Source organism: Streptomyces sp. NPDC002619 (genome assembly GCF_042889305.1).
In the GTDB taxonomy this organism is placed as follows: domain Bacteria; phylum Actinomycetota; class Actinomycetes; order Streptomycetales; family Streptomycetaceae; genus Streptomyces.
This window is the reverse complement of record NZ_JBIAQV010000014.1, coordinates 92,660-116,619: the sequence shown is the minus strand read 5'-3', so window position 1 is coordinate 116,619 and position 23,960 is coordinate 92,660. Positions and strand designations below refer to the sequence as shown.

Annotated in this window: 23 protein-coding genes; 17 read left to right on the top strand and 6 right to left on the bottom strand. The window is 71.8% G+C overall.

Annotation, left to right across the window (positions count from 1 at the left end):
- Positions 1 to 4 precede the first annotated feature (4 nt).
- Entirely contained in the window at positions 5 to 736 is a 732-nt protein-coding gene (locus ACFYXB_RS22785) for a class I SAM-dependent methyltransferase (RefSeq protein ID WP_389585192.1), read from the bottom strand.
- A 333-nt stretch (positions 737 to 1,069) separates the two neighbouring features.
- Here ACFYXB_RS22785 and ACFYXB_RS22780 point away from each other — a divergent pair, with 333 nt between their 5' ends.
- From ACFYXB_RS22780 to ACFYXB_RS22745, 8 genes are all read left to right on the top strand, one after another.
- Positions 1,070 to 2,092, top strand: a complete 1,023-nt coding sequence (locus tag ACFYXB_RS22780; protein WP_389585190.1) for an enoyl-CoA hydratase/isomerase family protein — start codon at positions 1,070 to 1,072, stop codon at positions 2,090 to 2,092.
- 45 nt (positions 2,093 to 2,137) lie between these two features.
- Positions 2,138 to 2,605 (top strand): MarR family winged helix-turn-helix transcriptional regulator, encoded by a 468-nt coding sequence (locus ACFYXB_RS22775; RefSeq protein ID WP_389585188.1) that lies wholly within the window; start codon positions 2,138 to 2,140, stop codon positions 2,603 to 2,605.
- Positions 2,606 to 2,706: 101 nt separating this feature from the next.
- A complete protein-coding gene (locus ACFYXB_RS22770) occupies positions 2,707 to 4,389 on the top strand; it encodes an MFS transporter (RefSeq protein ID WP_389585318.1) in 1,683 nt (560 codons plus the stop codon).
- A gap of 32 nt (positions 4,390 to 4,421) precedes the next feature.
- Positions 4,422 to 4,982, top strand: a complete 561-nt coding sequence (locus ACFYXB_RS22765; protein WP_389585186.1) for a cysteine hydrolase family protein — start codon at positions 4,422 to 4,424, stop codon at positions 4,980 to 4,982.
- 57 nt (positions 4,983 to 5,039) lie between these two features.
- Positions 5,040 to 5,498, top strand: coding sequence for a MarR family winged helix-turn-helix transcriptional regulator (locus ACFYXB_RS22760; RefSeq protein ID WP_389585183.1), 459 nt, complete (start codon positions 5,040 to 5,042; stop codon positions 5,496 to 5,498).
- A 41-nt stretch (positions 5,499 to 5,539) separates the two neighbouring features.
- Complete coding sequence (locus tag ACFYXB_RS22755) at positions 5,540 to 7,261, top strand: MFS transporter (RefSeq protein WP_389585180.1); 1,722 nt, start codon at positions 5,540 to 5,542, stop codon at positions 7,259 to 7,261.
- Positions 7,262 to 7,513: 252 nt separating this feature from the next.
- The gene (locus ACFYXB_RS22750) at positions 7,514 to 8,392 is read left to right on the top strand and encodes an RICIN domain-containing protein (protein WP_389585178.1); all 879 of its coding nucleotides are present in this window, start codon (positions 7,514 to 7,516) and stop codon (positions 8,390 to 8,392) included.
- Positions 8,393 to 8,449: 57 nt separating this feature from the next.
- Complete coding sequence (locus tag ACFYXB_RS22745; RefSeq protein ID WP_389585175.1) at positions 8,450 to 8,929, top strand: hydrolase; 480 nt, start codon at positions 8,450 to 8,452, stop codon at positions 8,927 to 8,929.
- Between the two features lie 212 nt (positions 8,930 to 9,141).
- Here the strand turns inward: ACFYXB_RS22745 and ACFYXB_RS22740 are convergent, their stop codons facing one another.
- The 5 genes from ACFYXB_RS22740 to ACFYXB_RS22720 form a co-directional block, all read right to left on the bottom strand.
- The gene (locus tag ACFYXB_RS22740) at positions 9,142 to 10,119 is read right to left on the bottom strand and encodes an NADPH:quinone reductase (RefSeq protein WP_389585174.1); all 978 of its coding nucleotides are present in this window, start codon (positions 10,117 to 10,119) and stop codon (positions 9,142 to 9,144) included.
- Between the two features lie 143 nt (positions 10,120 to 10,262).
- On the bottom strand, positions 10,263 to 11,636 hold the full coding sequence (locus tag ACFYXB_RS22735; RefSeq protein WP_389585315.1) for a hypothetical protein: 1,374 nt from the start codon (positions 11,634 to 11,636) through the stop codon (positions 10,263 to 10,265).
- A gap of 227 nt (positions 11,637 to 11,863) precedes the next feature.
- The gene (locus ACFYXB_RS22730; protein ID WP_389585173.1) at positions 11,864 to 12,379 is read right to left on the bottom strand and encodes a flavin reductase family protein; all 516 of its coding nucleotides are present in this window, start codon (positions 12,377 to 12,379) and stop codon (positions 11,864 to 11,866) included.
- A 450-nt stretch (positions 12,380 to 12,829) separates the two neighbouring features.
- A complete protein-coding gene (locus ACFYXB_RS22725; protein ID WP_389585170.1) occupies positions 12,830 to 13,777 on the bottom strand; it encodes a DsbA family protein in 948 nt (315 codons plus the stop codon).
- Positions 13,774 to 14,226 carry an Rrf2 family transcriptional regulator gene (locus ACFYXB_RS22720; RefSeq protein WP_351349590.1) on the bottom strand — a complete coding sequence of 151 codons (453 nt, stop codon included), beginning with the start codon at positions 14,224 to 14,226 and terminating at the stop codon, positions 13,774 to 13,776. The genes ACFYXB_RS22725 and ACFYXB_RS22720 overlap by 4 nt, the downstream gene beginning before the upstream one ends.
- Before the next feature lie 286 nt (positions 14,227 to 14,512).
- Here ACFYXB_RS22720 and ACFYXB_RS22715 point away from each other — a divergent pair, with 286 nt between their 5' ends.
- From ACFYXB_RS22715 to ACFYXB_RS22675, 9 genes are all read left to right on the top strand, one after another.
- Complete coding sequence (locus ACFYXB_RS22715) at positions 14,513 to 15,007, top strand: cupin domain-containing protein (RefSeq protein ID WP_389585168.1); 495 nt, start codon at positions 14,513 to 14,515, stop codon at positions 15,005 to 15,007.
- Positions 15,008 to 15,541: 534 nt separating this feature from the next.
- Positions 15,542 to 17,110 carry an ABC transporter substrate-binding protein gene (locus ACFYXB_RS22710; protein ID WP_389585165.1) on the top strand — a complete coding sequence of 523 codons (1,569 nt, stop codon included), beginning with the start codon at positions 15,542 to 15,544 and terminating at the stop codon, positions 17,108 to 17,110.
- Between the two features lie 46 nt (positions 17,111 to 17,156).
- Positions 17,157 to 18,185: an ABC transporter permease gene (locus ACFYXB_RS22705; RefSeq protein WP_389585164.1), complete on the top strand. Its 1,029-nt coding sequence runs from the start codon at positions 17,157 to 17,159 to the stop codon at positions 18,183 to 18,185.
- Positions 18,186 to 18,188: 3 nt separating this feature from the next.
- On the top strand, positions 18,189 to 19,079 hold the full coding sequence (locus ACFYXB_RS22700; RefSeq protein ID WP_389585161.1) for an ABC transporter permease: 891 nt from the start codon (positions 18,189 to 18,191) through the stop codon (positions 19,077 to 19,079).
- Positions 19,076 to 19,948: an ABC transporter ATP-binding protein gene (locus tag ACFYXB_RS22695; protein WP_389585158.1), complete on the top strand. Its 873-nt coding sequence runs from the start codon at positions 19,076 to 19,078 to the stop codon at positions 19,946 to 19,948. Before ACFYXB_RS22700 ends, ACFYXB_RS22695 begins: the two co-directional genes overlap by 4 nt.
- Entirely contained in the window at positions 19,945 to 20,787 is an 843-nt protein-coding gene (locus ACFYXB_RS22690; protein WP_389585155.1) for an ABC transporter ATP-binding protein, read from the top strand. The genes ACFYXB_RS22695 and ACFYXB_RS22690 overlap by 4 nt, the downstream gene beginning before the upstream one ends.
- A gap of 23 nt (positions 20,788 to 20,810) precedes the next feature.
- Positions 20,811 to 22,148, top strand: coding sequence for an LLM class flavin-dependent oxidoreductase (locus ACFYXB_RS22685; protein ID WP_389585154.1), 1,338 nt, complete (start codon positions 20,811 to 20,813; stop codon positions 22,146 to 22,148).
- Between the two features lie 9 nt (positions 22,149 to 22,157).
- Positions 22,158 to 23,210 (top strand): LLM class flavin-dependent oxidoreductase, encoded by a 1,053-nt coding sequence (locus ACFYXB_RS22680; RefSeq protein WP_389585153.1) that lies wholly within the window; start codon positions 22,158 to 22,160, stop codon positions 23,208 to 23,210.
- Positions 23,207 to 23,959, top strand: a complete 753-nt coding sequence (locus tag ACFYXB_RS22675; protein WP_351349604.1) for an alpha/beta hydrolase — start codon at positions 23,207 to 23,209, stop codon at positions 23,957 to 23,959. Before ACFYXB_RS22680 ends, ACFYXB_RS22675 begins: the two co-directional genes overlap by 4 nt.
- Position 23,960 lies beyond the last annotated feature (1 nt).

The window sequence follows — 23,960 nt, the reverse complement described above, 5'->3', positions numbered from 1 at the left end:
GACGTCACCCAGGGCGGCGGAACAGGGCAGTCCAGAGGAACGGCTCACCGAAACAAGGGGACTTGGGAGGCTCGTCGTTCATCCGCCGCAGCTCGACCTCCTCCAGGTCGGCGAAGATCCACCGCAGCGACTCCGGTGTGTAGGCGAGGCCGCCCTGCAGGCCGGCGTGGCGATACAGCTCGGCGTCAGGCAGTTCGGAGCCCATCGCGCCCGCCGCGAAACAGGTGAGGTCGAACAGACCGCCGGGGGCGAGGAGTTCGTCGAGCAGGGCGAGGTAACTCACGCGGCGGTGCGGCGGCAGGTGATGGAAGCAGCCGCTGTCGTGGACGAGCTCGTACGGACCGACGAGCACGCTGCCCATGAGCTCGAAGGCGTCACCACGGTGGAAGCGGACGTCGACGCCCGCCTCCGCAGCCCGCTCCCTCGCCCAGTCGACGGCCACGGGGGAGAGGTCGACGGCGTCCACCTCGAAGCCGAGCGAGGCGAGGTGGATCGCATTGCGGCCGGGACCGCAGCCGAGGTCCAGCGCGCGCCCCGGCGCGATCAGACCGCGCTCGACCCAGGAGACGAGACTTTCGTCCGGCTTGGCCTCGAAGAACGGCACTGGTTTGCCACGGTCCGCGTAGAACCCGTCCCACCAGGAGGCCCCGTCGGCCGTCCATCGATCGGCCTCCGGCGCGAACAGGCCGTCGAGGAGCCTGAGTACGTCCTCGACGGTACGAATGTTCCGGTCCATCGAATCCCCTTTCCGTCGGGGGATGTTAGGCCCGGGTGGGGCTGAATGCCCAGGTCAGGTGGCATTTCCCGACGCCGTGCACGGGAGCGTGCGGAGGCGGGGGAGCGGGGGCGGGCCGCGGGGTCGAGGGCGGCGGGCGGGAGCGTGCGCGGCCCCGCCCAGGCCCGTGGTGAGGGCATTCCGCACCGCGCCGGGCGGACTTTCTGAGCGAGTTCTCCAGGAGCGGTCCGGAGTTCTCCAGGGCCGTCCATGGGGGCGCGTGTGTGGGTGCGGGTCGGATCCGGCATCGTGAAGATCGTGAGTGAAGCGAGTCTGCTTGTTGGAGGAGTCCGGATGACCGGCAGCGAAGAACCCGTCCTGCTGCACACCGCCGGCCGTGCCGGGTACATCACCCTCAACCGGCCCCGGGCCTTGAACGCCCTGACCCACGAGATGGTGGGCCGCATCGACGAGGCGCTGGCCGCCTGGGAGGGTGACCCGGCCGTGGAGACCGTCGTGCTGACGGGCGCGGGCGAGCGCGGTCTGTGCGCGGGCGGTGACATCCGCGCCGTCCACGACGACGCCCGCGACGGGGACGGCCGCGCCGCGGCGGCCTTCTGGCGCGACGAGTACCGGCTCAACGCCCGTATCGCCCGCTACCCGAAGCCGTACGTCGCCCTCATGGACGGCATCGTCATGGGCGGCGGCGTCGGCCTCTCGGCGCACGGCAGCGTCCGTGTCGCCACCGAACGGTCGCGGATCGCGATGCCCGAGACCGGCATCGGGTTCGTCCCGGACGTCGGCGGCACCTACCTGCTCACCCGCGCCCCCGGCGAACTCGGCACCCACCTCGCCCTCACGGGCGTCGCCGTCGGGGCCGCCGACGCGCTGCTGTGCGGACTGGCCGACCACCACGTGCCTTCGGCAGCCCTGCCCGCGCTGCTCGACGACCTCGCCGACAAGCCCGTACCCGAGGCCCTCGCGCCCCACGTCGTACCGCCGACGGAGGGGGAACTCGCCGCTTCGAGGCGCTGGATCGACGCCTGCTACGCGGCGGACACGGTCGAGGAGATCGTCGACCGGCTGGCGGCCTACGGCGACACGGCGGCGAAGGGCGCCGCAGAGACCCTGCTCGCCAAGTCGCCCACGGCGCTCAAGGTCACCCTGGCCGCGCTGCGCAGGGCGCGGCGGCTCGGGTCGCTGGAAGAGGTGCTGGAGCAGGAGTACCGGGTGTCCTGTGCGGCCCTGACCACACACGACCTGGTGGAGGGCATCCGCGCCCAGGTCATCGACAAGGACCGCAACCCACAGTGGTCCCCGTCCACGCTGGGTGAGGTCGCCGCGGCCGACGTCGAGCGGTTCTTCGGTGATTACTAAAGCTTGGTTGAACAGTCCAGACTGATAAACCTACTGTTAGTACTTGTGGAAGTGGAGGAAACCGCAGGTCGCACCGGACCGGGCGAGACCCCGGACACCGCCCCGCTCGCCGCCGCCCTGCGCCTGGCCGTCGCACGGATCACCCGTCGGCTGCGGCAGGCGCACGCCGTGGGCGACGTGTCACTGTCCGGCGTCTCGGTGCTGGCGCGCCTCGCCGGCGCCGGACCGGACTCGCCGGGAGCGCTCGCCGAAGTGGAACGCGTCCGGCCGCAGGCGATGGCCAGCACGCTCGCCGGACTCGAACAACGCGGGCTGGTCCGCCGTAGCCCCGACGCGGCCGACGGGAGGCGGGTCATCGTGACGATCACCGACGAGGGACGGACCGTACTGGAGCAACGCCGCTCCGAATCCGTCAGCCGTCTCACGCGGGCCCTGGGGGAGTTCACCCCCCAGGAGCGCGACGTGCTCCGCGACGCCCTGCCCCTTCTCGACCGACTGGCGGAACGACTGTGACCGGGCTCTCGCGCCTGACCCGACCTAAGGACCAGGCCCCGGGCCCCGGCTACAAATGGGTCGCCCTGTCCAACACCACGCTGGGCGTGCTGATCGCCACGATGGACGCCTCCATCGTGATCATCTCGCTGCCGGCGATCTTCCGCGGGATCGGCCTCGACCCGCTCGCGGCGGGCAACATCGGCTATCTGCTGTGGATGATCCTCGGCTATCTGCTGGTGTCGGCGGTGCTGGTCGTCGTCCTAGGGCGGCTCGGCGACATGTTCGGCCGGGTCAAGATCTACAACCTCGGCTTCCTGATCTTCGCCTTCGCCTCCGTCGCGCTGTCCCTCGACCCGTTCCGGGCCGGCGCCGGGGCGCTGTGGCTGATCCTGTGGCGCATCGTGCAGGCCTTCGGCGGCTCCATGCTCACCGCCAACTCCGCTGCCATCCTCACCGACGCCTTCCCCGCCCGGCAGCGCGGCATGGCCCTCGGCATCAACCAGATCACCGCGCTGGCCGGCCAGTTCCTCGGTCTCCTCGCCGGCGGTCTGCTCGCCGCGGTCGACTGGCGGGCGGTGTTCTGGGTGAGCGTCCCGGTCAGCATCACCGGCACCGTCTGGTCGTATCTGAGCCTGCGCGAGACGGCGTCCGGCAAGCGCGGCCGGATCGACTGGTTCGGCAACATCACTTTCGCCGCGGGCGCCGGCATCCTCCTCGCGGGCATCACCTACGGCATCCAGCCCTACGGCGGCAGCGCCACCGGATGGGGCAACCCCTGGGTCCTGACCGGCCTGTTCGGCGGCCTCTTCCTGCTCCTGCTCTTCTGCATCATCGAGACACGCGTGGCCGAACCCATGTTCCGGCTCTCGCTGTTCAAGGTCCGGTCCTTCGCCGCGGGCAACCTGGCGGCCCTGCTGACCGCGATCGCCCGCGGCGGGTTCCAGTTCATGCTCATCATCTGGCTGCAGGGCATCTGGCTGCCGCTGCACGGCTACGACTTCGAGGACACCCCGCTGTGGGCCGGTATCTTCATGCTGCCGCTCACCCTGGGCTTCCTCATCGCGGGCCCGGTCTCCGGATATCTGTCCGACCGGTTCGGAGCCCGTCTGTTCTCCACCACGGGCCTCGTCGTGGTCGCGGTGTCCTTCCTCGGCATGCTGGCCCTGCCGGTGAACTTCGACTACGGCCTGTTCGCCGCCCTGTTGCTGCTCAACGGCCTCGGCCAGGGCATGTTCTCGGCGCCCAACACGTCGTCGATCATGGGCAGCGTGCCCGCCGAGTACCGGGGTGTGGCCTCCGGCATGCGCTCCACGTTCCAGAACTCGGGTACGGCCCTGTCCATCGGTGTGTTCTTCTCGCTGATGGTCTCGGGGCTCGCCACCTCGCTGCCGTCGGCGCTCAGCAGCGGCCTCCAGGCGCACGGCGTACCGGCCGCCACGGCGGAGCAGGCCGCGTCGCTGCCGCCGGTGAGCACACTGTTCGCCACGTTCCTCGGCAACAACCCGATCAGCCATCTGCTCGGTACGAGCGGCGCGCTCGACCAACTGTCCGCGGCCCAGCGCGCCGCCCTGACCGGCCACACCTTCTTCCCGCAACTGGTCTCCGGGCCCTTCCACCACGGGCTGACCATCGTCTTCGGTGTCGCGGCGGGCATGGCCCTCGTCTCCGCCTTCGCCTCGGCCCTGCGCGGCCGCGACGCCTCCGTCACGGGCCGCCCGAGCAAGGGGGCTGCGGCGGCGGGTCCCGCACCTCGCACGGCCGGTGACGCACCGGCGGCCGACGCGCGCCGACCGGTCAAGTGAACCCCGACAACACCCCGGAAAGGACCCCGGCCATGGCGCACAGCGCACTGCTCGTAATGGATGTCCAGCGTTCCATCGTGGACCGTTTCGACGACGGCGGCGGTTACCTCCCGCGCCTGCGCGAGGCCGTGGACGCCGCCCGGGCCGCCGGCCTTCCGGTGATCTATGTGGTCGTCGGCTTCCGCGCCGGTCATCCGGAGATCAGCGCCCGCAACAGGACGTTCGCGGCCGCCGCCCGGTCCGGCGCGTTCACCGAGAGCGACCCGGGCAGTGAGATCCACCCCGAGGTGGCACCCCGGCCCGGCGAGGCCGTCGTCACCAAGCGGCGCGTGAGCGCGTTCGCGGGCAGCGACCTCGACCTGGTGCTCAGGGCGGGCGAGATCGACAGCCTGGTCCTCACCGGCATCGCTACCGGCGGGGTCGTGCTGTCCACCCTGCGTCAGGCCGCCGACCTGGACTTCCGGCTCACCGTCCTGGCCGACGGTTGCCTGGACGCCGACCCGGAGGTGCACCGCGTCCTCACCGAGAAGGTGTTCCCGCGTCAAGCGGACGTCCTGACCGTCGCGCAGTGGACCAAGTCCCTGGCCGGCTGACGGTGTTCCGCGGCTCCAGATCTTGTTTCATGCTACATCTAAGTGCATAATAGGGCTATGCATAAGCGGGTTATGGATCCGGCGGTCCCCGGGGCGTCGGCGGAGGAACTGATCATCGCCACCGAGCAGATGGTCCGCTTCGTGCGCCGAAGCGCCACCACCGGCGGGCTGAGCACGGCGGCCTCCGCGACACTGTTCCGGCTGTCCCGGGAGGGTCCGCTTCGGCTGACCGAACTGGCCCGGGCCGCAGGCGTCTCCCAGCCGAACATGACCCAGCTCGTGACCCGGCTGGAGCGTGCTGGGCTGGTACGGCGCACCGCCGACCGCACCGACGGTCGGGGGGTGCTGGTGGAGGTCACCGACACCGGCCTGGAGGTGGTCCGGCAGCGGCGTGTCGAACGTGCCTCTGCCCTCCAGGAGTTGATCGGGGAGCTGACCGAGCCGGAACAGCGCGCCGTACTGATCGCCCTGCCGGCCCTCGCCCGCGCCATCGAGGACCGCCAGGCCCGCTCCTGACCCCGTACCCCTCCCCTCAACTCTGTGGAAGAGAAGCGCACATGAGTGCACCGCATGCACCGGCTGCCAGCCCGTTCAAACAGCCCAAGGCCGTCTGGGCCGTCGCGTTCGCCTGTGTCATCTCGTTCATGGGCATCGGCCTGGTCGACCCGATCCTGCCCGCCCTGGCCGACAGCCTGCACGCCACGCCCAGCCAGGTCTCCCTGCTGTTCTCCAGCTATCTGATCGTCACCGCGGTCGCGATGCTGATCGTCGGCTGGTTCTCCAGCCGGTTCGGCGCCAAGCGCACCCTCGTCATAGGCCTCGCGGTCATCGTCGTCTTCGCGGCGCTGGCCGGAACGTCCGGTTCCATCAACGGCATCGTCGGCTTCCGCGCCGGCTGGGGCCTCGGCAACGCCCTGTTCATCGCCACCTCCCTCGCGGTGATCGTCGCCTCGGCCAGCGGCGGCTTCGGCGGCGCGATCATCCTGTACGAGACCGCGCTGGGCCTCGGCATCGCCGTCGGACCGCTGCTGGGCGGCGAGTTGGGCGCAATCAGCTGGCGCGGCCCGTTCTTCGGCGTCGCCGTCCTCATGGCCATCGCCCTGGTCGCCACCGTCGCCTTCGTGCCCTCGCTGCCCAAACCGGCGCGCGTCACCTCACCCCTCGCTCCGATCAGGGCACTGCGTCACCGCGGCCTGCTGACCATGGGCATCATGGCGCTGCTGTACAACTGGGGCTTCTTCACGATGCTCGGCTACGCGCCGTACCCGATGGAGCTGAGCGCCCATCAGCTCGGGCTCGTCTTCACGGGCTGGGGCCTGCTGGTGGCCGCCTTCAGCGTCTTCTTCGCCCCGCGCCTGCAGGCCCGCTACGGCACCGCGCCCGTTCTCTACGCCAACCTCCTCGGCCTTGGCATCGTGATGGCCGTCATCGCCGCGGGCGTCAAGAACCCGACCACGGTGATCGTGGCCGTCATCGTCAGCGGCGCGTTCATCGGCATCAACAACACCCTCACCACCCAGGCCGTCATGCTCGTCTCCCCGGTCGAGCGCCCGGTGGCCTCCTCCGCCTACGGCTTCCTGCGCTTCATCGGCGGCGGCCTGGCGCCGTACGTCGCGGGCAAGCTCGCCGATGCCACCGACCTCAGCGTCCCCTTCTACGTCGGCGCAGCCACCTTCGTCCTCGCCATCCCTGTCCTGGCCAGCGGCCACCGACTGCTCCGTCAGGCCGAACAGGGCACCGGCGAGACCGAGTCCGTCGCCCCGGCGCTCACCCCGGTCGGCAGCCGCCCGAGCGGCAGCACGCCTCCCGTGATCGTCGCCGTCGGCGCCCAAGACCGCGCCGCCGACATCGTCGACGCCGCGGCCCGGCTCGCCCGCGACACCGGCAGCCCCCTGGAGGTCGTGCATGTGCAGCAGACCGCCGTCGTGGAGGAACAGGCCGTCGACACCGAGACGCACGACGAGGCCCGCGCCGCCGTCACCGCCCACCTCGACCGCCTCGCCGCCCAGGGCATCACCGCCACCGGCCAGATCCTCACCAGCGTCGGCGACCACGCCGCCGCCGGACGTGTCCTGGCCCGGCATGCCGCCGACGTGGGCGCCGGCACCATCGCGGTCGGCCGCTCGCCGCGCGGTCCCCTCGCCCAGTTCGCGGACGGCAGCCTCACCACCGCCCTCACCCACGCGGCCACCTGCACGGTCGTCCTCGTCGACGCCGACAACGCGCCCCGGCCGCTGACGACTGCCACGCTGTCGCAGCTGCGCGCCGGCGCGAACTGACCGGCACGGCACGGGCGGGTCCGCGCAGGTGCGGGCCCGCCCTTGTCGTGTCTGCGGGGACTTCAGGACCGTGCCGAAAGTGCAAGAAGGGGAGCACTCGAGTCCATGGCGGAGGGAGCCGAGGGGCGCGGATCGTTCCGTGCACCCGGCCCTTCGGCAACAAGGAGCACTCGTGCGACTCTTGCGCAGCGCAGGCGGAGCACCGTCACCCCGGCCCCGGCGAACGGAGCGAGCGTCGGACAGCAGTGGTGGGTGATCCCGGGTGCCAAGGCCGACGGCACGGCCACCGGGACGTACCGGCTCGTCAACCGCTACAGCGGACTCGTGCTCGGCCTCTCCGGGGCCTCCGGGCGGCTCGCCGAGACCACCCCGGTGCGCAACTGGACGGACAGCAGCGGCAGTTCCGTCGGCGACGAGCGCACCGCCGCCGAGCAGACCCTGAGCCTCACCCCGACCGGCCCCGCCCCGGAGACGGTCTCCCTCGTCAACCCCGGCGCCCAGTCCGTCACCGTCGGCACGGCCGTGTCCCTGCGCATCGACGGCGCCGACTCCGCGGGCAAGGCACTGACCTACCGGGCGAAGGACCTGCCGCCGGGGCTGTCCATCAGCGAGACCGGCATCGTCACCGGCACGCCCACCACGGAAGGCACCACCACCGTCAAGGTCACCGCCACCTCCGGTTCGGCCACTGCGTCGACCTCCTTCGACTGGACCGTCGAGCCCGTCCTCACCGGGCCGCACACCCTGACCACCTCGGGCCGCGCACTCGACGTCCCGGACCACTCCACGGACTTCGGCACCCAGCTCGTCACCTGGACCCCGAACGGCGGCGCCAACCAGACCTGGGAGTTCAGCAGACAGCCCGACGGCTCCTACGAGATCACCAACTCCGAGTCCCACCTGTGCATGGACGTCAACGGCGGCTCCACCTCCGCCGGCGCCGCGATCATCCAGTGGACCTGCACGGGCGGCACCAACCAGCGCTGGACCGTCACCGCCGTACCGGCCGGATACACCCTCACCTCGCTCAAGAGCGGACTGCTCCTCACCACCGCCTCGACGGCCGACGGCACACCGGTGACCCAGGAGGCCGACTCCGGTTCCGTGCTCCAGCACTGGTCCCTCGGCTGACGCGACTACCCTCCGTGCCCTGGTCCGACCGCATCGGACCAGGGCACGCTGGACCCCATGGATCCGCTGCTCGCCCAACTTCCGCCCGCCTTCTGGTCGGTGCCCTACGACGGTGCCCGCTTCCCGGGGTCGCGGGCGGTCACGCAGCGCCCCGGCCTCGAACCCGGCGCCAACTGCCAGCTGTTCGCCTACGCGGTACTGCGGCACTTCGGCCTGTCCGTACCCGACCTGCGCTCGAGTGACCTGTGGACCGACACCCACGCCATGACCCGGGTCACCACGGGCCGCCCCCTCGACCTGCTGCTGTTCAACCGCACGCACGAGCCGTACGGCGCCCACGTCGGCGTCCGGCTGCACGACGACCGCGTCCTGCACCTGTGCGCGGAGATCGGCCGGCCGGCCGTCTGGACGCTGGGGGACTTCGCCGAGCGTGAGCGCTACCGGGTGCTGATCGGCGCCAAGCGGGTGACCCGACGGCGGGCGCCGAAAGCCACCGGTCCACGACCAGGTACGTATCGGGCCGCACCCGGTACGTAGCGCCGCGCCCCGGTACGCAGCCACCGGGCCCGGGCGGCCGACGCGCGTTCGAGGGGTCGTTGAGGTGTGTGATCCGGCGCGCGGGGGCGCCGGTGTGCCAGACCAATGCCCCAGGCAGACACGCTCACGTCGAAAGGGTGTCCAAGGGGGTGAAAGGTTTTGGCGGTGCGGGACACGCGTTCGTCCCGGGCGGTCGCGGCCCGGCCGGACGCTCAGCCTCGTACGCGCAACACCAGCTTGGCGGCCGGCCTCTCCCGCTCCATGCGGTGGTGGGCCTCGTCCGCCGCGCTCAGGGGCAGCTCCTCGACGGAGCGCGGCCGCAGATGGCCGGCCGCCAGCAGGGAGTTGACATGGCGCGCGGCGTCCGCGAGCTGGACGGTGTCGGCGTGGGAGATGGCGAATCCCCGGATCGAACGGTCCCGCGTGTACAGCGCCCCCACGGGCAGCACGGGACGGGTGTCGAGCCCGGACATCACCACGATCCGCCCCCGGTCAGCGAGGAGTTCCACCGTCGCCGCGAGGTCGTTGCGACCCGAGGTGTCGACGAGCACGTCCACGCCGTCGGGTGCGGCGGCCCTGATCAGCTCGCCTGCCTCGGGGGACCGGTAGTCGACGGCTTCGGTCGCCCCGAGGAGCCGTACGTACGTCTCGTCCCGGGCCGCGGCGACGGCGATCACCCGGGCACCGGAGCGCGCCGCCATCACGACGAGCGCGCTGCCCACATGGCCCGCCGCGCCGAGCACGGCGACCGTCTCACCGGCCCGCAGCCGCCCGTGCGTGAACAGCGCGAGGTGCGCCGTCGCCGCCGCGTGGGCCAGCGCCACCGCGTCCACCGCCGCCACCTCGTCGGGCAGCCGGTAGAGCCGGTCCGCCGGCACGACCGCCTGCTCGGCGGCCGTGCCCTGCCGACCCGCGTGCCCCAGGCTGTTGCACCACACCCGGTCGCCCGTCCGGAAGCCGAGCCCTGCCGGACCGGCCTCGGCGACGGTGCCCGCGAGGTCGCGGCCGATGACGAAGGGGAACGGCAGCGGGGTGCGGTACGCCCCCGAACGCACGAAGCAGTCCACGGGATTGACGGCGCTCACCTCCACGTCGACAAGCACGTCGTGGGGGCCGGGCCGGGGCGGTGGCAGTTCGCCGTACCGGACGACGTCGGGTCCACCGAGCTCGGTGATGTAGGCGGCGCGCATGGACACGGACTCTGGCACGGCGCCGGCTCGCCCGGCCCCGGGCACACGCCGCGCAGCGGCGCGGTACGCCGGAACGGCTCTGCCTGACTGCGCTCGCGCACGCCTCGGCTACGGCGCGATCCCCACGCTCGCGCACGCCTCGGCTACGGCGCGATCCCCACGCCCGCCTCCCGGCTCCAGGCCTTCTCCCGCACCGCGCTCATCGCCGGCCACTCGCTCCCGCCCGGCCGGGCGAGCACCCGCGAGGCGTACGACGACGGGTGGAACCCGGGGTCGTAGAAGCAGCCCGTGCCATAGGTGCGGTCGAACGTGGCGCACGATGCGGCGACAGACGCCGGGGTCGGCTTTCTCCCGGTGCGCACCCAGGTGTCCAGGGCCGTGATCGAGTCGGCGTATTCGGAGTCGCTCAGCTGGCTGTGCTCGTGCTCCTCGGTGAACGTCTGCACCAAGTACCGGTCCCGGTGGGCGCCTTGGAGCGTGGCACGGTACGCCGCCTCGTGCTCGACGAACGCCGTCGGGTCGTCGATCGCGTGGAGGGTGAGGACGGGGATGGCGACCTTGCCGGTCAGATCACTGTCGTACGACAGGTCCCGCACGGCGGTCGGATCGGCCGAGAAGCGCTCCACTCCCGCGTTGAGGGCCGCGTCGTCGTGCGAACCGGCGTACCGCACGCCCTCGTTGGTGAACGGGTTGCGGCCACCGAGGCGCGACCACACGATGTCGCGGAACGTGAAGGTGGCGAAGCGCAGATGGGACTCCAGTGTGCGCTTCGGGATCTTCGTGACGGCGAGGATGTCGTCGAGGTTGCGCTGCTGGAGCGCGGTGCGGTCCTGCGTAGCCGAGGCGTAGCCTGTGCACTCCTGGAGCCGGGCGCGCAGGCCGGTGGTCGTCATGGTGGAGTCGGCGCGCAGCCCCTGCCACAGCGGGTACTGCGGTTCGGTGGGCCGGGGATGGTTCTGGCAGTAGTACTGGTAGACCACCCGCAGGTCGACGCGATAGTCGTAGCCGCGTGAGCCGCCCGCGAGGACCCCGCTCGTGAGCAGCGCGCCGTCGTACGGGCCGTTCTTCCTGCCGTACTCTTCCACGACCTTGGCCGCGACGTCACCGCCCCAGGACTGGCCGTGCACATAGGTCCGCTTCGGCGTGCCGAACTCGGAGACGAACAGGCGGCGTACGTTCTCGGTGTCGGCGGCGGCCATCCGCGTCCCGTATCCGCCGCGCCGGTACGACGAACCGGCCCAGGCGTAGCCCTGGTCGACCATGACCGCCCACCGCCCCAGGTCGTCGAGGCTGCGCGTGGGGTCCGAGCCGTCGCCCAGGTCGGGGCCGCCGTGGGCGTGCACGACGAGGGAGCCGTTCCAGTGGTTCGGCACGGCGATGGCGTAGTAAGCGCCGTTGGTGTCCTGGCCGGTGTAGCAGGTGGCCTTCTCGGCAAGAGCGGTCGGACAGGCGGGGGTTGCGGGGCGAACGGTGGCCGGGGCGGCGGGCGCCGCGCCGGTGAGCGCGCCGACGACCATGCCCGCCGCGCCGGCTGCCAGAGCCGCGCGCAGCCTGCCGCGAAGTCCTCTGCGTGTCAGCGGTGTTGGGTTTCGCCTGATCAAGGATCTGCTCCTCGCCCTCGTCGGCGCATCGTCGCGCCGCGCGCAGCGATGCTAGGAACGGGCGGGACGCCGGACCATGCCCTGATCGGTTGTGTTCATAGTGTTCGCCCATGACGAGCCCATGAGGAGCCCGTGACGGTCCGTCAGGTCAGTGGCAGCGCCGACGCGAACGCGCCGTCGTGGTGGACCAGCGGTGTGATGTCGCGGACGACCGTGCCGTCGTCGACCTCGCCGACGACCAGCAGATGGTCGCCCAGCGTCTGGCGGTGGGTGACGCGGGCGCTCAGCCAGGCGCTCACCCCGTCGAGCAACGGCAGGCCGTCGGACCCGGCGTCCCAGGCGACACCCGCGAACCGGTCGATGCCGCTCGTCGCGAACCGGCGGGCCACGGCGGTGTCCTGGGTGCCGAGGAGGTGCACGGCGAACCGGTCCGCGCGCTGCACGGCGGGCGCGGCCGACGCGGTGAGCCCGATGCAGAAGGACACCAGGGCGGGACGCAGGGACACCGACGTGAAGGAGGTCGCCGTGAAGCCGGCCGGGCCGGGCACGGTGATCACGGTGACACCCGCGGCGTGGCGGCGCAGGGTGCTGCGGAGGGTCTCGTCGGCCCCGAGGCCGGTCGGGGCAGGGGTGAGACGGGGGCTGGCGGAGGTGGTCACGCGGCTTCCCTTCGGGCGAGGGCGAACGGCCCCGTGGGCGGGGGCGGTTCGGCGCGGGTGGAATCGGGCCGGGGGAGGGAGCGTCGGCGGCTGGCGGGAGTGTCGGCGACGGGGGCCGGGGTGGTGGAGAGGCCGGGGTGGCGGTCCGGGGACGGTGACGCACATGTGCCGTTGGCCGGGCGTGCGGAAGGAGAGCCCGTGTTCGTGTCGTGTTCGATCGAGCGCACGCGGTCAGGTCACGGGGAGCGGCGGTGCGGAACGTTCGTGCGCGGGGCCGGAATCGCCTCACCGGCCGGCGGCCGACGGCAGGGCCGCGCGGGTCAGCGACAGAGCGCGCTGGACGTGCGCCGGTAGTCCACGTAGCGGCAGAGAACGCAGAGGTGCATCGCGTGCATGGTCGACATCTTCATCGCCACATGACGGTCATGTCAATGGACACCTGTTGGTATCTCATTGCTCGGGACTCGCCGACCCGGCCGCCGCGTCGGGATGAGGTTCCCGCAGGGCCGGATGGAAGGCCGCCTCGTCGGGGTGGAGCCACAACACGCCGTTTCCCGTAGGGAGTTCCACCGCGGCCGAGGGAGGAGCGTGTCCGCCCGTCAGCAGTTTCAGCTCGGGCAGGGTGAGGCTGCGCCAGCGCTCCAGCGCGCCATCGGCGCTCAGCGGTCCGGCTGTCGGCAGCGCGGTGCCCGCCGCCCGCTCGGCCGCGTCGAGATAGGTCCGCGCGGGACGCCATCCCGGTACGCAGACACGGCCGCCGGGACCCTCGAAGAGCAGCGTCGGCAGGGCGTAGCGCCGTACCCCGTCCTCGAGTTCCTTGGCCCGCCCCGGATGCGGCCCCGGCGCGTCGAGCTCGCGGACCTCACGGCTGGGCCGGCGTGTCTCGGCGTGGTCGGCCTCGACCGCCTTCCGTACGCGCGGCGACGCGGAGTCGGCGAGCAGGGCGTCCACGTCGAGGCCGGGAACCCCGTGCACCGCCCAGGCCACACCGGCCGCGGTGTCCGCGGGCGTCCCCGTGACGAACGTGCTCTCCCGCAGCCGCCGCAGCACACGCTCGGCCTGCTCCTCGCCCTGTGCCTCGGCCGCCCTGGCGGCGACGGAGGTGGGCCAGCTGGTCCGGGTCAGCCACTGGAGCCGGGCCGGACAGGGCGCCCGCGTGTGCCGGGTGACGTCCCGTACGAACCCCTCGTACCAGCGTGCCTCGGCGCCAGGGTCGGGGGCCGGGTCGTCGGTCTCGTCGAAGAGGATCCCGAACACGCGCCGCCACCGCAGCCGGGGACCGAGGGCCGTACGCAGCAGCCGTACGGCGGGCTCGGAGCCCCACGCCCACGGGCACGCGGGATCGGTGAACTCCGTGACGGTGAGGGCGGGTCGATCGGCAGGCGGTTCGGCACTCATGCGCCGACCGCCGACGGTTCCCGGCCGGCTGCGCCGCCCGAGCGTGCCGCCCCCCGGGCGGCGAGTTCGGCGATGGTTGTGCGCCGCAGCAGCGCGAGGGCGACCGCCTCCACGTCCTGCCACACCCCGGGCACCCCCCGCCCCGTGCCCGGGTAGGCGAGGTCCTGGGGTGACTCGCCGCGCACCGTGAAGAACGTCCCGTCGACGGCCGTCATCACTTCCGCCACCGTGATCTCACCGGCGTCGCGCCCGATCCAGTACCCGCCCTCGCAGCCGCGCTGGCTGCGCACCAGGCCCGCGGTCCGCAGGTCGCGGAAGACGGACTTCAGGAACCGGAACGGGATCTCCTGCGCCGCCGCGATGCCCTCGCAGGTCAGGGGTCGAGTGCTGTCCGCGGCGAGCTCGACCAGCGCCCGCACCGCGTAGTCGGCCTTCGCCGAGATATGCATGTGCACCGTCTTCCATGTCGTTGGTCGCCTGCCGCAACGCCGGCCCTCGCCGGGGCCCGGGCTGCCCTGCGACGCCATTGGACACATCTTGACATCCATTTGCCGGGCTCTCTACCGTCGCCGCAGGATCATGGGCGTACCCGCCGACGACCGGACGGCGGACCGCGCAGCGGCGCGGCCGTCCACGTGCCCCTACCGTCGAAGCCGCCCGATCCATTCCGCCGGGCCGGTGCGTCCCGCGCCGGCCGCCGGGCCCACCCGTACCCTTCGACGAGCAGGAACTCCCATGACCTCGCACGACGCGTTCCACCCCGACCTCACCCAACCCCCCGGACCCGTCACGCCGTTGCGGGCGCGACTGCACCACATCCGCGCCGGCGACCTCGACGGCGGCACCGCGCAGACGGAGGGTATGCGGCGGTTCGCCGCGATCAGCGGCGCCACCGTGGGATCGGAACGGATCTGGATGGGTCAGACCCATGTCTCGCCCCGTACCGCCTCCTCCAACCACCACCACGGCGCCTCGGAGACGGCGATCCATGTCGTCAAGGGCAACCCGGAGTTCGTCTTCCTCGACGACTCCTCCGGCACGCCCGAGGAGATCCGGATCCGCACCGCCCCCGGCGACTACGTCTTCGTGCCGCCCTTCGTCCCGCACCGCGAGGAGAACCCCAGCCCCGACGCCGAGGCGGTCGTCGTCATCGCCCGCAGCACCCAGGAGGCGATCGTCGTCAACCTGCCCGAGCTGTACGTGCTGGAGCAGGAACCGCCGGTGGAGTGAGCCGGGCGGCGCGCTGCCGCGGACCGGGACGACGGCGGAGGCTCCGCGTGTGAAGCGGGGCCTCCGCCGTGTTGCGTTCGAATGAACATCAACGAGAGTCCTTTACTCCTCACCCCCTCTGATCTGCGGCGAAGACCGTCCCAGCGAATGAGACATCAATTGGTGTCCATTGACAGCGAGTCGAGCCTGCCCCCAGGATGTGCAGCATGCTCACGACGCACCCCGGTGTGGTGTGCCGCTACGTGGACCTGCGGCGCACCTGTAGCGCCCTCTGTCGCTGACCGCCTTCCGCGGAACAGTGCCCCTCCTTCTCGCGTTGCCACCCCGCGCCGCGTCGCACATCCTCTCCGCATTCCGGGCCGCCCCTGGCCGGCCCGTCGGCACGCCCTGCCGTCGGGACCGATGCGGACCTGTGCCACGAAGCCCCCGCAGTCCTGCCCACCCGGGCATGCGCCGACGATCCCGCGCGGCCGGCCCGCTCTCCCAGACCTCGCGCGCCCCGCCGCAGCCGGGACCCGTCACAGAAAGAACGATATGTCCGCTCGACTCACGATCCATCGCATCCACAGAGACGACGCACGGCCGGTCCGTGGCCTGCGGCTCGCCGCCCTGTCGACCGCCTTCGTCGCCCTGCTCGCCCCCGCCCTCAGCGCCTGCGGCGGCGACGCCTCCGCCGGCGCCTCGGGCAAGGCCACCCTGAAGTGGGCCTCCTCGTACTTCCCCGCCCACTGGGACCCGGTGGTCTCCGGCAGCGGCGCCCAGTTCCGTGAACTCTCCCTGGTCTATGCCTCGTTGACCCGGACGGATGCCCAGGGCAAGGCCGTTCCCGACCTCGCCAAGAGCTGGGAGTACAACGACAAGGGCGACGAGATCACCTTCCATCTGCGCCCCGGCCTGAAGTTCAGCGACGGCGCTCCGGTCGACGCGGCCGCCGTGCAGGCCGCAATCGAGCGGGCCAAGAAGCAGAAGAACTCCGCCCTGTTCGGCGACCTGACCTCCATCAAGTCGGTGGACGCCAATGGCCTCGACGCGGTCGTTCATCTCACCCAGGTCGACTACCAGATCCCCCAGCTCCTGGGCGAGCGCGTCCTGCAGATCGCCAGCCCCAAGGCCGCCGCGAACGCTACGAAGCTCGACCAGAACCCGGTCGGCGCGGGCCCGTTCGTCGTCACGCAGCTGATACCGGGCACCAAGGTGCTGCTGAAGAAGAACCCGGACTACTGGGACGCCGAGAACATCCACATCGACAACGTCGAGCTGACCTCCGCACCCGACGCGTCGACCGTGGTCTCCGGACTCCAGACCGGCGTCTACAACTTCGCCGACATCGACCCGAGCCAGGCCAAGGCCGCCAAGAAGGCCGGACTCGACGTGTTCGTCCAGCCCGGCTTCAACGCCTCCAACATCAGCCTGAACGTCAACAAGGCGCCGTTCAAGGACGACCGGGTCGTGGACGCCGTCCGCCACGCGATCAACCGCCAGGAGTTCGTCGACAAACTGACCTTCGGCTACGGCGAGGCGACCGACCAGCCGTTCCCCAAGAGATACGTGGCCTACGACCCCGAGTCCGCCGACGCCTATCCGTACGACCCGGCCGAGTCGAAGAAGCTCCTCGCCGAGGCGGGCTACAAGAGCGGTGACCTCAAGCTCGACCTGGTCATCCCCGCCGAGGACCCGCAGGCCGAGATCGTCCAGTCGCAGCTGGCCGCCGTCGGGATCACCGTCAACATCAAGATCGACAAGAATTGGGCCACGCCGTTCTTCGCCAAGGACCTCACGTTCTCGCTGTACGGCACCACGGGCCGCGACTCCGCCCTGCAGACCCTCACCGCCCACTTCGGACCCAACGGCCCGCTGAACCTCAGCACGCCGTACGAGCCCGCCGGGTTCGAGGCCGCCGCCGCCAAGGTCCGCCGTACGCCGCTGGATTCGCCCGACTACGCCAAGGTCCTGCAGGCGGCGACCCGGGCCGGCCTGCAGAGCAAGGCGCTGGTGTTCACGTACTGCTCGCCGAACCTCTTCGCCAAGAGCAAGTCGGTCTCGGCGCTGCCGAAGAACCCGGCGCACATCGACTGGACCGGCGTGACCGTCGGCGCCCACTGAACCCGTCCCCCGTCCACCACCTTCACCACAGAGAGGGGGCACCCCCATGACCACGACCGCGGTACCGCTCGCACCGGCCCGCCGTCACGGGGTCGCCCTGGCCAGGGTGCGGCACACGCTCGGCCGTGTCCTGGCCACCCTCGCCCGGTCGGTCGCGATCTTCGTACCGGTGTTCCTGGTCGCGACGTTCGTGACGTTCGCGCTCCGGTCACTGAGCGGGCTCAGCCCGGCGCGGATCCAGCTGGGCGAGGAGGCGACTCCCGAGGCGATCCACCGGATCGAGGCCCAATGGGGCCTGGACCGACCGTTTCTGACGCAGTACTGGGACTGGTTCACCGGCGTCCTGCACGGACAGCTCGGCGCCAGCTGGGTCAACGGCGCCGACATCTCCACCCTCATCGGCCTCGGCCTCGGCGTGAGCCTGTCCGTCGCGACCTTCGCGCTGATCCTCGGCGTCCTCATCGGCTTCATTCTCGGCACGGTCGCCGCACTGCGCCGCACCACCTGGATCGACCGCGCCATCACGGGATTCGTCACCCTGATCTCCGTGATGCCGGCGTTCGTCGTCGGGATCGTGCTGGTGGCGGTCTTCGCGGTGGGACTCCAGCTGTTCCCGTCCGCGGGGTACGTCCCGGCGGCGCAGGGGTTCGGCCCGTGGCTCGCCCACATCACCCTGCCCGCGCTCGCGCTGAGCTGCGACGTCGTCGCCGACGTCGCCCGCCAGCTCCGCACGAGTCTCGTCGCCGCCTACCGCGAGAACTACGTGACGGGCGCGGTCGTCCGGGGCCTGAGTCCCCGTCGGATCTTCTTCGGCCACGTCCTGCGCAACGGCCTCGGACCCGCGCTCGCCACGCTCGGCCTGAAGTTCCCCGCTCTGGTCGGCGCCTCCGTCGTCACCGAGTGGATCTTCGGGCTGCAGGGCTTCGGGCGGTTCGCCAACGACTCCGCGCAGGCCGGTGACGTACCCGCCGTGCAGGGCGTGCTCGTGGTGTCGATCGTCCTGGTCGTCGTGTTCAACCTGATCGTCAACCTGGTGCTGGCGCGCGTCACGCCGGCCGCTCAGCGGGGGGTGTGAACCATGGTGCGCCGTGTCCTCGCGCTGAACTCCGGCCGGATCGCCGTCGGCATCCTCGTCCTCGTCGCCCTGCTCGCCGCCTTCGGCCCCCTGCTCGCCCCGCAGAACCCGCTTACCACCAGCGACAACACCCTTGCGTCCGCCTCGGGCGCCCACTGGCTGGGCACCGACTACCTGGGCCGTGACGTGTTCAGCCGGCTCCTCGACGGCTCCCGCGTCAGTGTGCTCGGCTCCCTCGAAGTCGCCCTGATGGCCCTGGTGGTGGGAGCCGTCCCCGGCATCCTGTCCGTCTACCTCGGCCGCGTCTTCGAGTGGATCACCCTCCGGCTGACCGACACCCTGGTGGCCCTGCCGTTCCTGCTGTTCGCCGTCGCCGTGATCGCGCTGCTCGGCAACGGCATCACCCAGGCCATGCTCGTCACGGGCGCCCTCGTCTCCCCGCTCTTCTACCGGGTGGCCCGCGCCGCCACGCTCTCGGTGGCGCGCTCGCAGTACGTGGAGGCCGCGATCGTCTCGGGCGCCTCCATCGGCTGGATCGTCCGCCGGCACGTCTGGGTCAAGGTGCTGCCGCCGATCGCGGTCGCGCTCGCCCAGACCATCGGCGTCGGCTTCGTGATCGTCTCGAGCCTGACGTTCCTCGGCATCGGCGTCCAGCCACCCGAACCCACCTGGGGCGGATTGCTCGCCTCCGACCTCGGCTACCTCAGCCACCAGCCGTGGGCACCGGTGGCACCCGCACTGCTGATCATGGTCACCGTCTGGGCCAGCAACCTCCTCGCCGACGCGATCCGCGACGTCTCCGGCGAGGCGGGCCGGGCCCTCGTCAACACCCGCAAGGCCCGCGCGAACCGCTCCGAGCCGACCGAACCCGTCGCCGCCGGAGGTCCGCGATGACGACCCTCTCGAAGAACACCGCCCCCGCACAGACCCGTACGACATCCGTGACCCCCGCGCCCGTGCTCAGCGTCCGCGACGTCCGCATCGGCGACCGGGTCACCGACCGCGAGATCGTCCACGGGGTGAGCTTCGAGCTCACGCCCGGGCAAGTGGTCGGCATCGTCGGCGAGTCCGGCAGCGGCAAGACCCTCACCTGCCGGGCCGCGCTCGGCATCCTGCCCCCGCACTTCGAGGTCACCGGCGGCTCCATCGAGATCGCCGGCACCGACATCGCGACCCTGACCCCTGCCCGGTGGACCGCCCTGCGCGGCGCCACGATCAGCGCCGTCTTCCAGGACCCGGCGTCCTACCTCAACCCCTCGATCCGCGTCGGCCCCCAGATCGCCGAGGTCGTCCGCGTCAAAAAGGGCCTGAAGCGGCGCGAGGCCCGCCATCGCGCCCTCGAACTGCTCCAGGCCGTACACCTGCGTGACCCGGAGCTGGTCTACACCCAGTACACCCACGAACTCTCCGGCGGCATGCTCCAGCGGGTCCTGATCGCCGCCGCCATCGCCGCCGACCCGCGCATCCTCATCGCCGACGAGGCCACCACCGCCCTCGACGTCACCGTCCAGGCCGAGATCCTCGACCTCCTCGCCGACCTGAGGGAACAGGCGGGCCTCGCCCTCGTCGTCGTCTCGCACGACCTCGCCGTCGTCGCCCAGCTGTGCGATGAGGTCCTCGTCATGCGACAGGGCGAGGTCGTCGAGCACGGCCCGGTCGAGGCGGTGCTCCACGACCCGCGGCACGAGTACACCCAACTCCTGATCGCCGAGCACGAACAGTACGGCCTGGAGAAGTTCCTGACGCCGCAGGATCCATCGTGACCAGCGAGGAGACGGCCGGCCGACCGGTCCTGGAGGTCACCGGACTCGACGTCCACTACGGCCTGCGCCGCGGCCGCCGCCAGGCCCTGCACGGCGTCTCGCTGGACGTCGCGCCCGGCGAAACCCTCGGCCTCATCGGCGAGACCGGCTCGGGCAAGTCCACCTTCGCCCGCGCCGTCCTCGGCCTGGTGCGTGCCTCCGCCGGCACGATCCGGATCGCCGGCGAGGACGTCAGCGCGTACGGCCACCGCCAGTGGCGCGGACTGCGCCGGCGCGGTGTGGTCCAGTACGTCTTCCAGGACCCCCTGCGCAGCCTCGACCCCGACCTCACCGTCGCGGAGTCCCTGACCGAGCCGCTGCTCGTGCAGGGTGTGCCGCGCGCGCAGGCCGCCGAGCGCGCCCGTTCCTTCCTGGACCGGGTCCGGCTCACCCCGGACCTGCTCGACCGGCTGTCCGGCGAACTGTCCGGCGGCCAGCGGCAGCGCGTCGCGGTGGCCCGCGCCCTGGTCACCGAACCCCGGCTGGTCATCCTCGACGAGCCGGTCAGCGCCCTGGACTCGGCCAACCGCGTCCAGATCCTGGAGATCCTCAAGGAGCTGCGCGCCTTTGGGGTCGCGCTCGTCCTCATCTCCCACGACCTCGGCTCCGTCGCCGGGACCGCCGACCGCATCGCGGTCCTCTACCAGGGCGAGCTCGTCGAGGTCGGCGCCGCCCGCGACGTCATCGGCCGCCCCCGGCACGACTACACCCGCCTGCTCGTCAGTTCCGCCCCCACCCTCCGCTCGGCCCCGGCCGACCGGGCCGAACGCGCCGCACTCCGCGCACTGCTGAACGCCTGAGCCAACCCATGAGAGGAACCCCCATGTCCCGCACGATCCACCTCGCCCTGCACCCCTACGGCGTCGGCGGCCCGGGCCAGCACGGTCTGTGGAAGGACCCGCGCGTCGCGAAGAACGCCAGCATCGACATCGACTACTACATCCGGCAGGCCCAGGCCGCCGAACACGCCTTGTTCGACGCCCTGTTCATCGTCGACAGCCAGTTCATCAACGCCACCTACCCGGCGCACTACCTCAACCGCCTCGAGCCGCTCACGCTGCTGTCGGCGGTCGCCACCCACACCCGGCACATCGGCCTCGTCGGCACGGCGAGTTCGACGTACAACTCGCCCTTCAACCTCGCCCGCCGCTTTGCCTCCCTGGACCACATCAGCGGCGGCCGGGCCGGCTGGAACGTCGTGACCAGCTTCGACACCGGAGCGTCGAAGAACTTCGGGCTCGACGAGCACCTCGACTACACCACCCGCTACAGCCGCGCCCTGGAGTTCGTCCAGGTCGCGCGCGGGCTGTGGGACTCGTACGAGGACGACGCGTTCCCCGCCGACGTCGAACGGGGTGTCTTCCTCGACCCGGCCAAGCTGCACGAACTGAACCACGAGGGCGAGCACTTCAAGGTCGCCGGCCCGCTCAACCTCTCCCGTTCCCCGCAGGGGCAGCCGGTGATCTTCCAGGCCGGGGTCTCCGAGGAGGGCCGCGATCTCGCCGCGCAGGTCGCCGAGGGCATCTACGCGCCGGGTGGCTCGCTGGAGCAGGCGCAGGAGTACTACGCGGACATCAAGCGGCGAACCGCGTCCTACGGCCGAGACCCCGAGCACATCAAGATCTTCATCCACGGAAGCCCGGTCGTCGCCACGACCGACGAGGCGGCCAGGCGCCGCGAGCGGGAGATCTTCGAGGAGGACAACGACTTCGCCCGCAATCTCGCCCTGCTCGGCCGCTCCTTCGGCGCCTACGACTTCAGCGTCCACGACCTCGACGCGCCGTTCCCGGACGTCGCCCACCTCGCCGAGAAGGGCGGCCGGACCGGAGCCGCGAAGCTCATCGAGCGGGCCAAGGCAGAGAACCTGACGCTGCGCCAGGTCGCCGAGTCCGTCAGCGAGTTCCGTCGGTCGCCGTTCGTCGGTGCGCCGCAAACCGTCGCGGACACCATCGAGCGGTGGTTCGACGCCGCCACCTTCGACGGCATCAACCTCGCCTTCCGCACCGAGGACGAGCTCAACCTGTTCGTCGACGGCGTCGTCCCGACCCTGCAGAAGCGCGGGCTGTTCCGCACCGAGTACGAGGCCGACACGCTGCGCGGCAACCTCGGCCTGCCGGTCCCGGCCAACCGCCACACCACCGCCGCTCTCGTGAACGGCTGAGGACCGGCCATGACCACACCGACGCCGCGCTTCCGGCTCGGCTTCCTCACCCACGTCCAGGGCCGGGACGACGACCCGGCCCGCACCTACCGCAACGCCCAGGAACTCTTCGTCGCCGCCGACGAACTCGGCTTCGACGTCGGCTGGGTCGCCCAGCACCACGTCCCGCTCGGCGGTGGCGGCCTCTCCTCGCCGTGGACCTTCCTCGCCCACGCCGCAGCCCGGACCCGCCGGATCCGGCTCGGCACCGCCATCACGATCCTTCCGCTGGAGGACCCGGTCCGCCTCGCCGAGGACGTCGCCGCCGTCGACACGCTCAGCGGCGGCCGCGTGGAACTCGGCGTGGGCAGCGGCTCCAGCGCGGTGGAGTACGCCGTGTTCGGCAAGGACCCCGCCCGCAAGCGCGAACTCACCAGCGAACACCTGGAGTTGCTGCGCACGGCCCTGCGGGGCGAAGAGGTGCGCACGCCCGGATTCCGCATCCAGCCGGCCGCCGCCGACTTCGGCGACCGGATCTGGCAGGGCGTGTTCAGCGCCGACGGCGCCGCGTACGCCGCGCGCGGCGGCTCCCATCTGCTGCTCAACCGGGCGGCGTACGGTTTCGACGCGCCCACCGACGAGGTGCAGCGCCCCTGGGCGGACGCGTTCCTCGCCGCCTGGGACGGACCGCACCGCCCCCGGATCGGCCTGTCCCGGTTCGTGTTCCCGGCCAAGGACCGGCGCACCGCGCTCCGCCAGATCGGCGACGACGTCCACCGGGCCGCGCTCCGCATGGCCGAACACGGCGCCTTCCGGCAGGGCCTGGGCCAGGACGAGGCCCTGCACCGCTTCCACTCCTTCTACGGCGCCCCCGAGGAGATCGTCACCGCGCTCCGCAGCGAGCGGGTCCTGCCCGTCGCGACCGACCTGATCACCCAGTTCAACCCCGCCGTCCCCGACCACGACGCCGCGATCCGCGCCCTCGAACTCATCGCGACCGAAGTGGCACCCGCCCTGGGCTGGCGGCCGGCACCCCAGCCCGAACCCCGCCCCGAGCCCACAGGAGCCCTGAGCACGACATGACCGAGTACACCGACTTCCACGCCCCCGAGGGCCTGCGCACGCGCGGCACGATCGTGGTGCTGCCCGGCCGGGGCGAGACCCGGGCGACCTTCACCCGGCTGGGCAGGCGGCTCGCGGCCGACGCCTACCGCGTCCGCGTCCTGGACCCCGAGGACCCGACGGGCCCGCTCGACGCGCTCGCCGCCCGGCTCACCGACGCCGTGACCGGCACCGCCGCCGACGCCGGCGTGGCGCAGCCCGTCGTCCTGGTGGGCGCCGACACCGGCGCCGCCGCGCTCGCCGCGCTCCTCGGCGGCGACACGGTCCCCGCCGCCGACCGGCCGCACGCCGTCGTCCTCGCGGGACTTCCGGGCCGTACCGCCACCGCCGCGGGCACCTGGGAGGACGAACTCGACGTCCGCACCTCCTGCCCCGTCCACCGCGGCACGCTCACCGACGACCCCGAGGTACGACGCGGCTCCCTCGACACCCCCGTACCGGAGGGCCTGCTGGCCACGGCGTACGGCGGTGGGACGGACGTACCGGCGCTGTTCCTCATCGGTGACGCCGACCCGCTCGCGGACCGCGACGCCCTCGCCCGGACCGCCAAGTCCTGGTCCCGGGCCCGGCTTTCGGTGGTCAGGGGCGCTCACCACGACGTCCTCAACGACCTCCAGCACCGCTCCGTCGCGGCCGAGATCGTCACCTTCCTGGAGACGGTCCGGGGCGGGCTGGTGCCGGTGATCGCCGTGGAGTCGAGCGCCTGGTGAG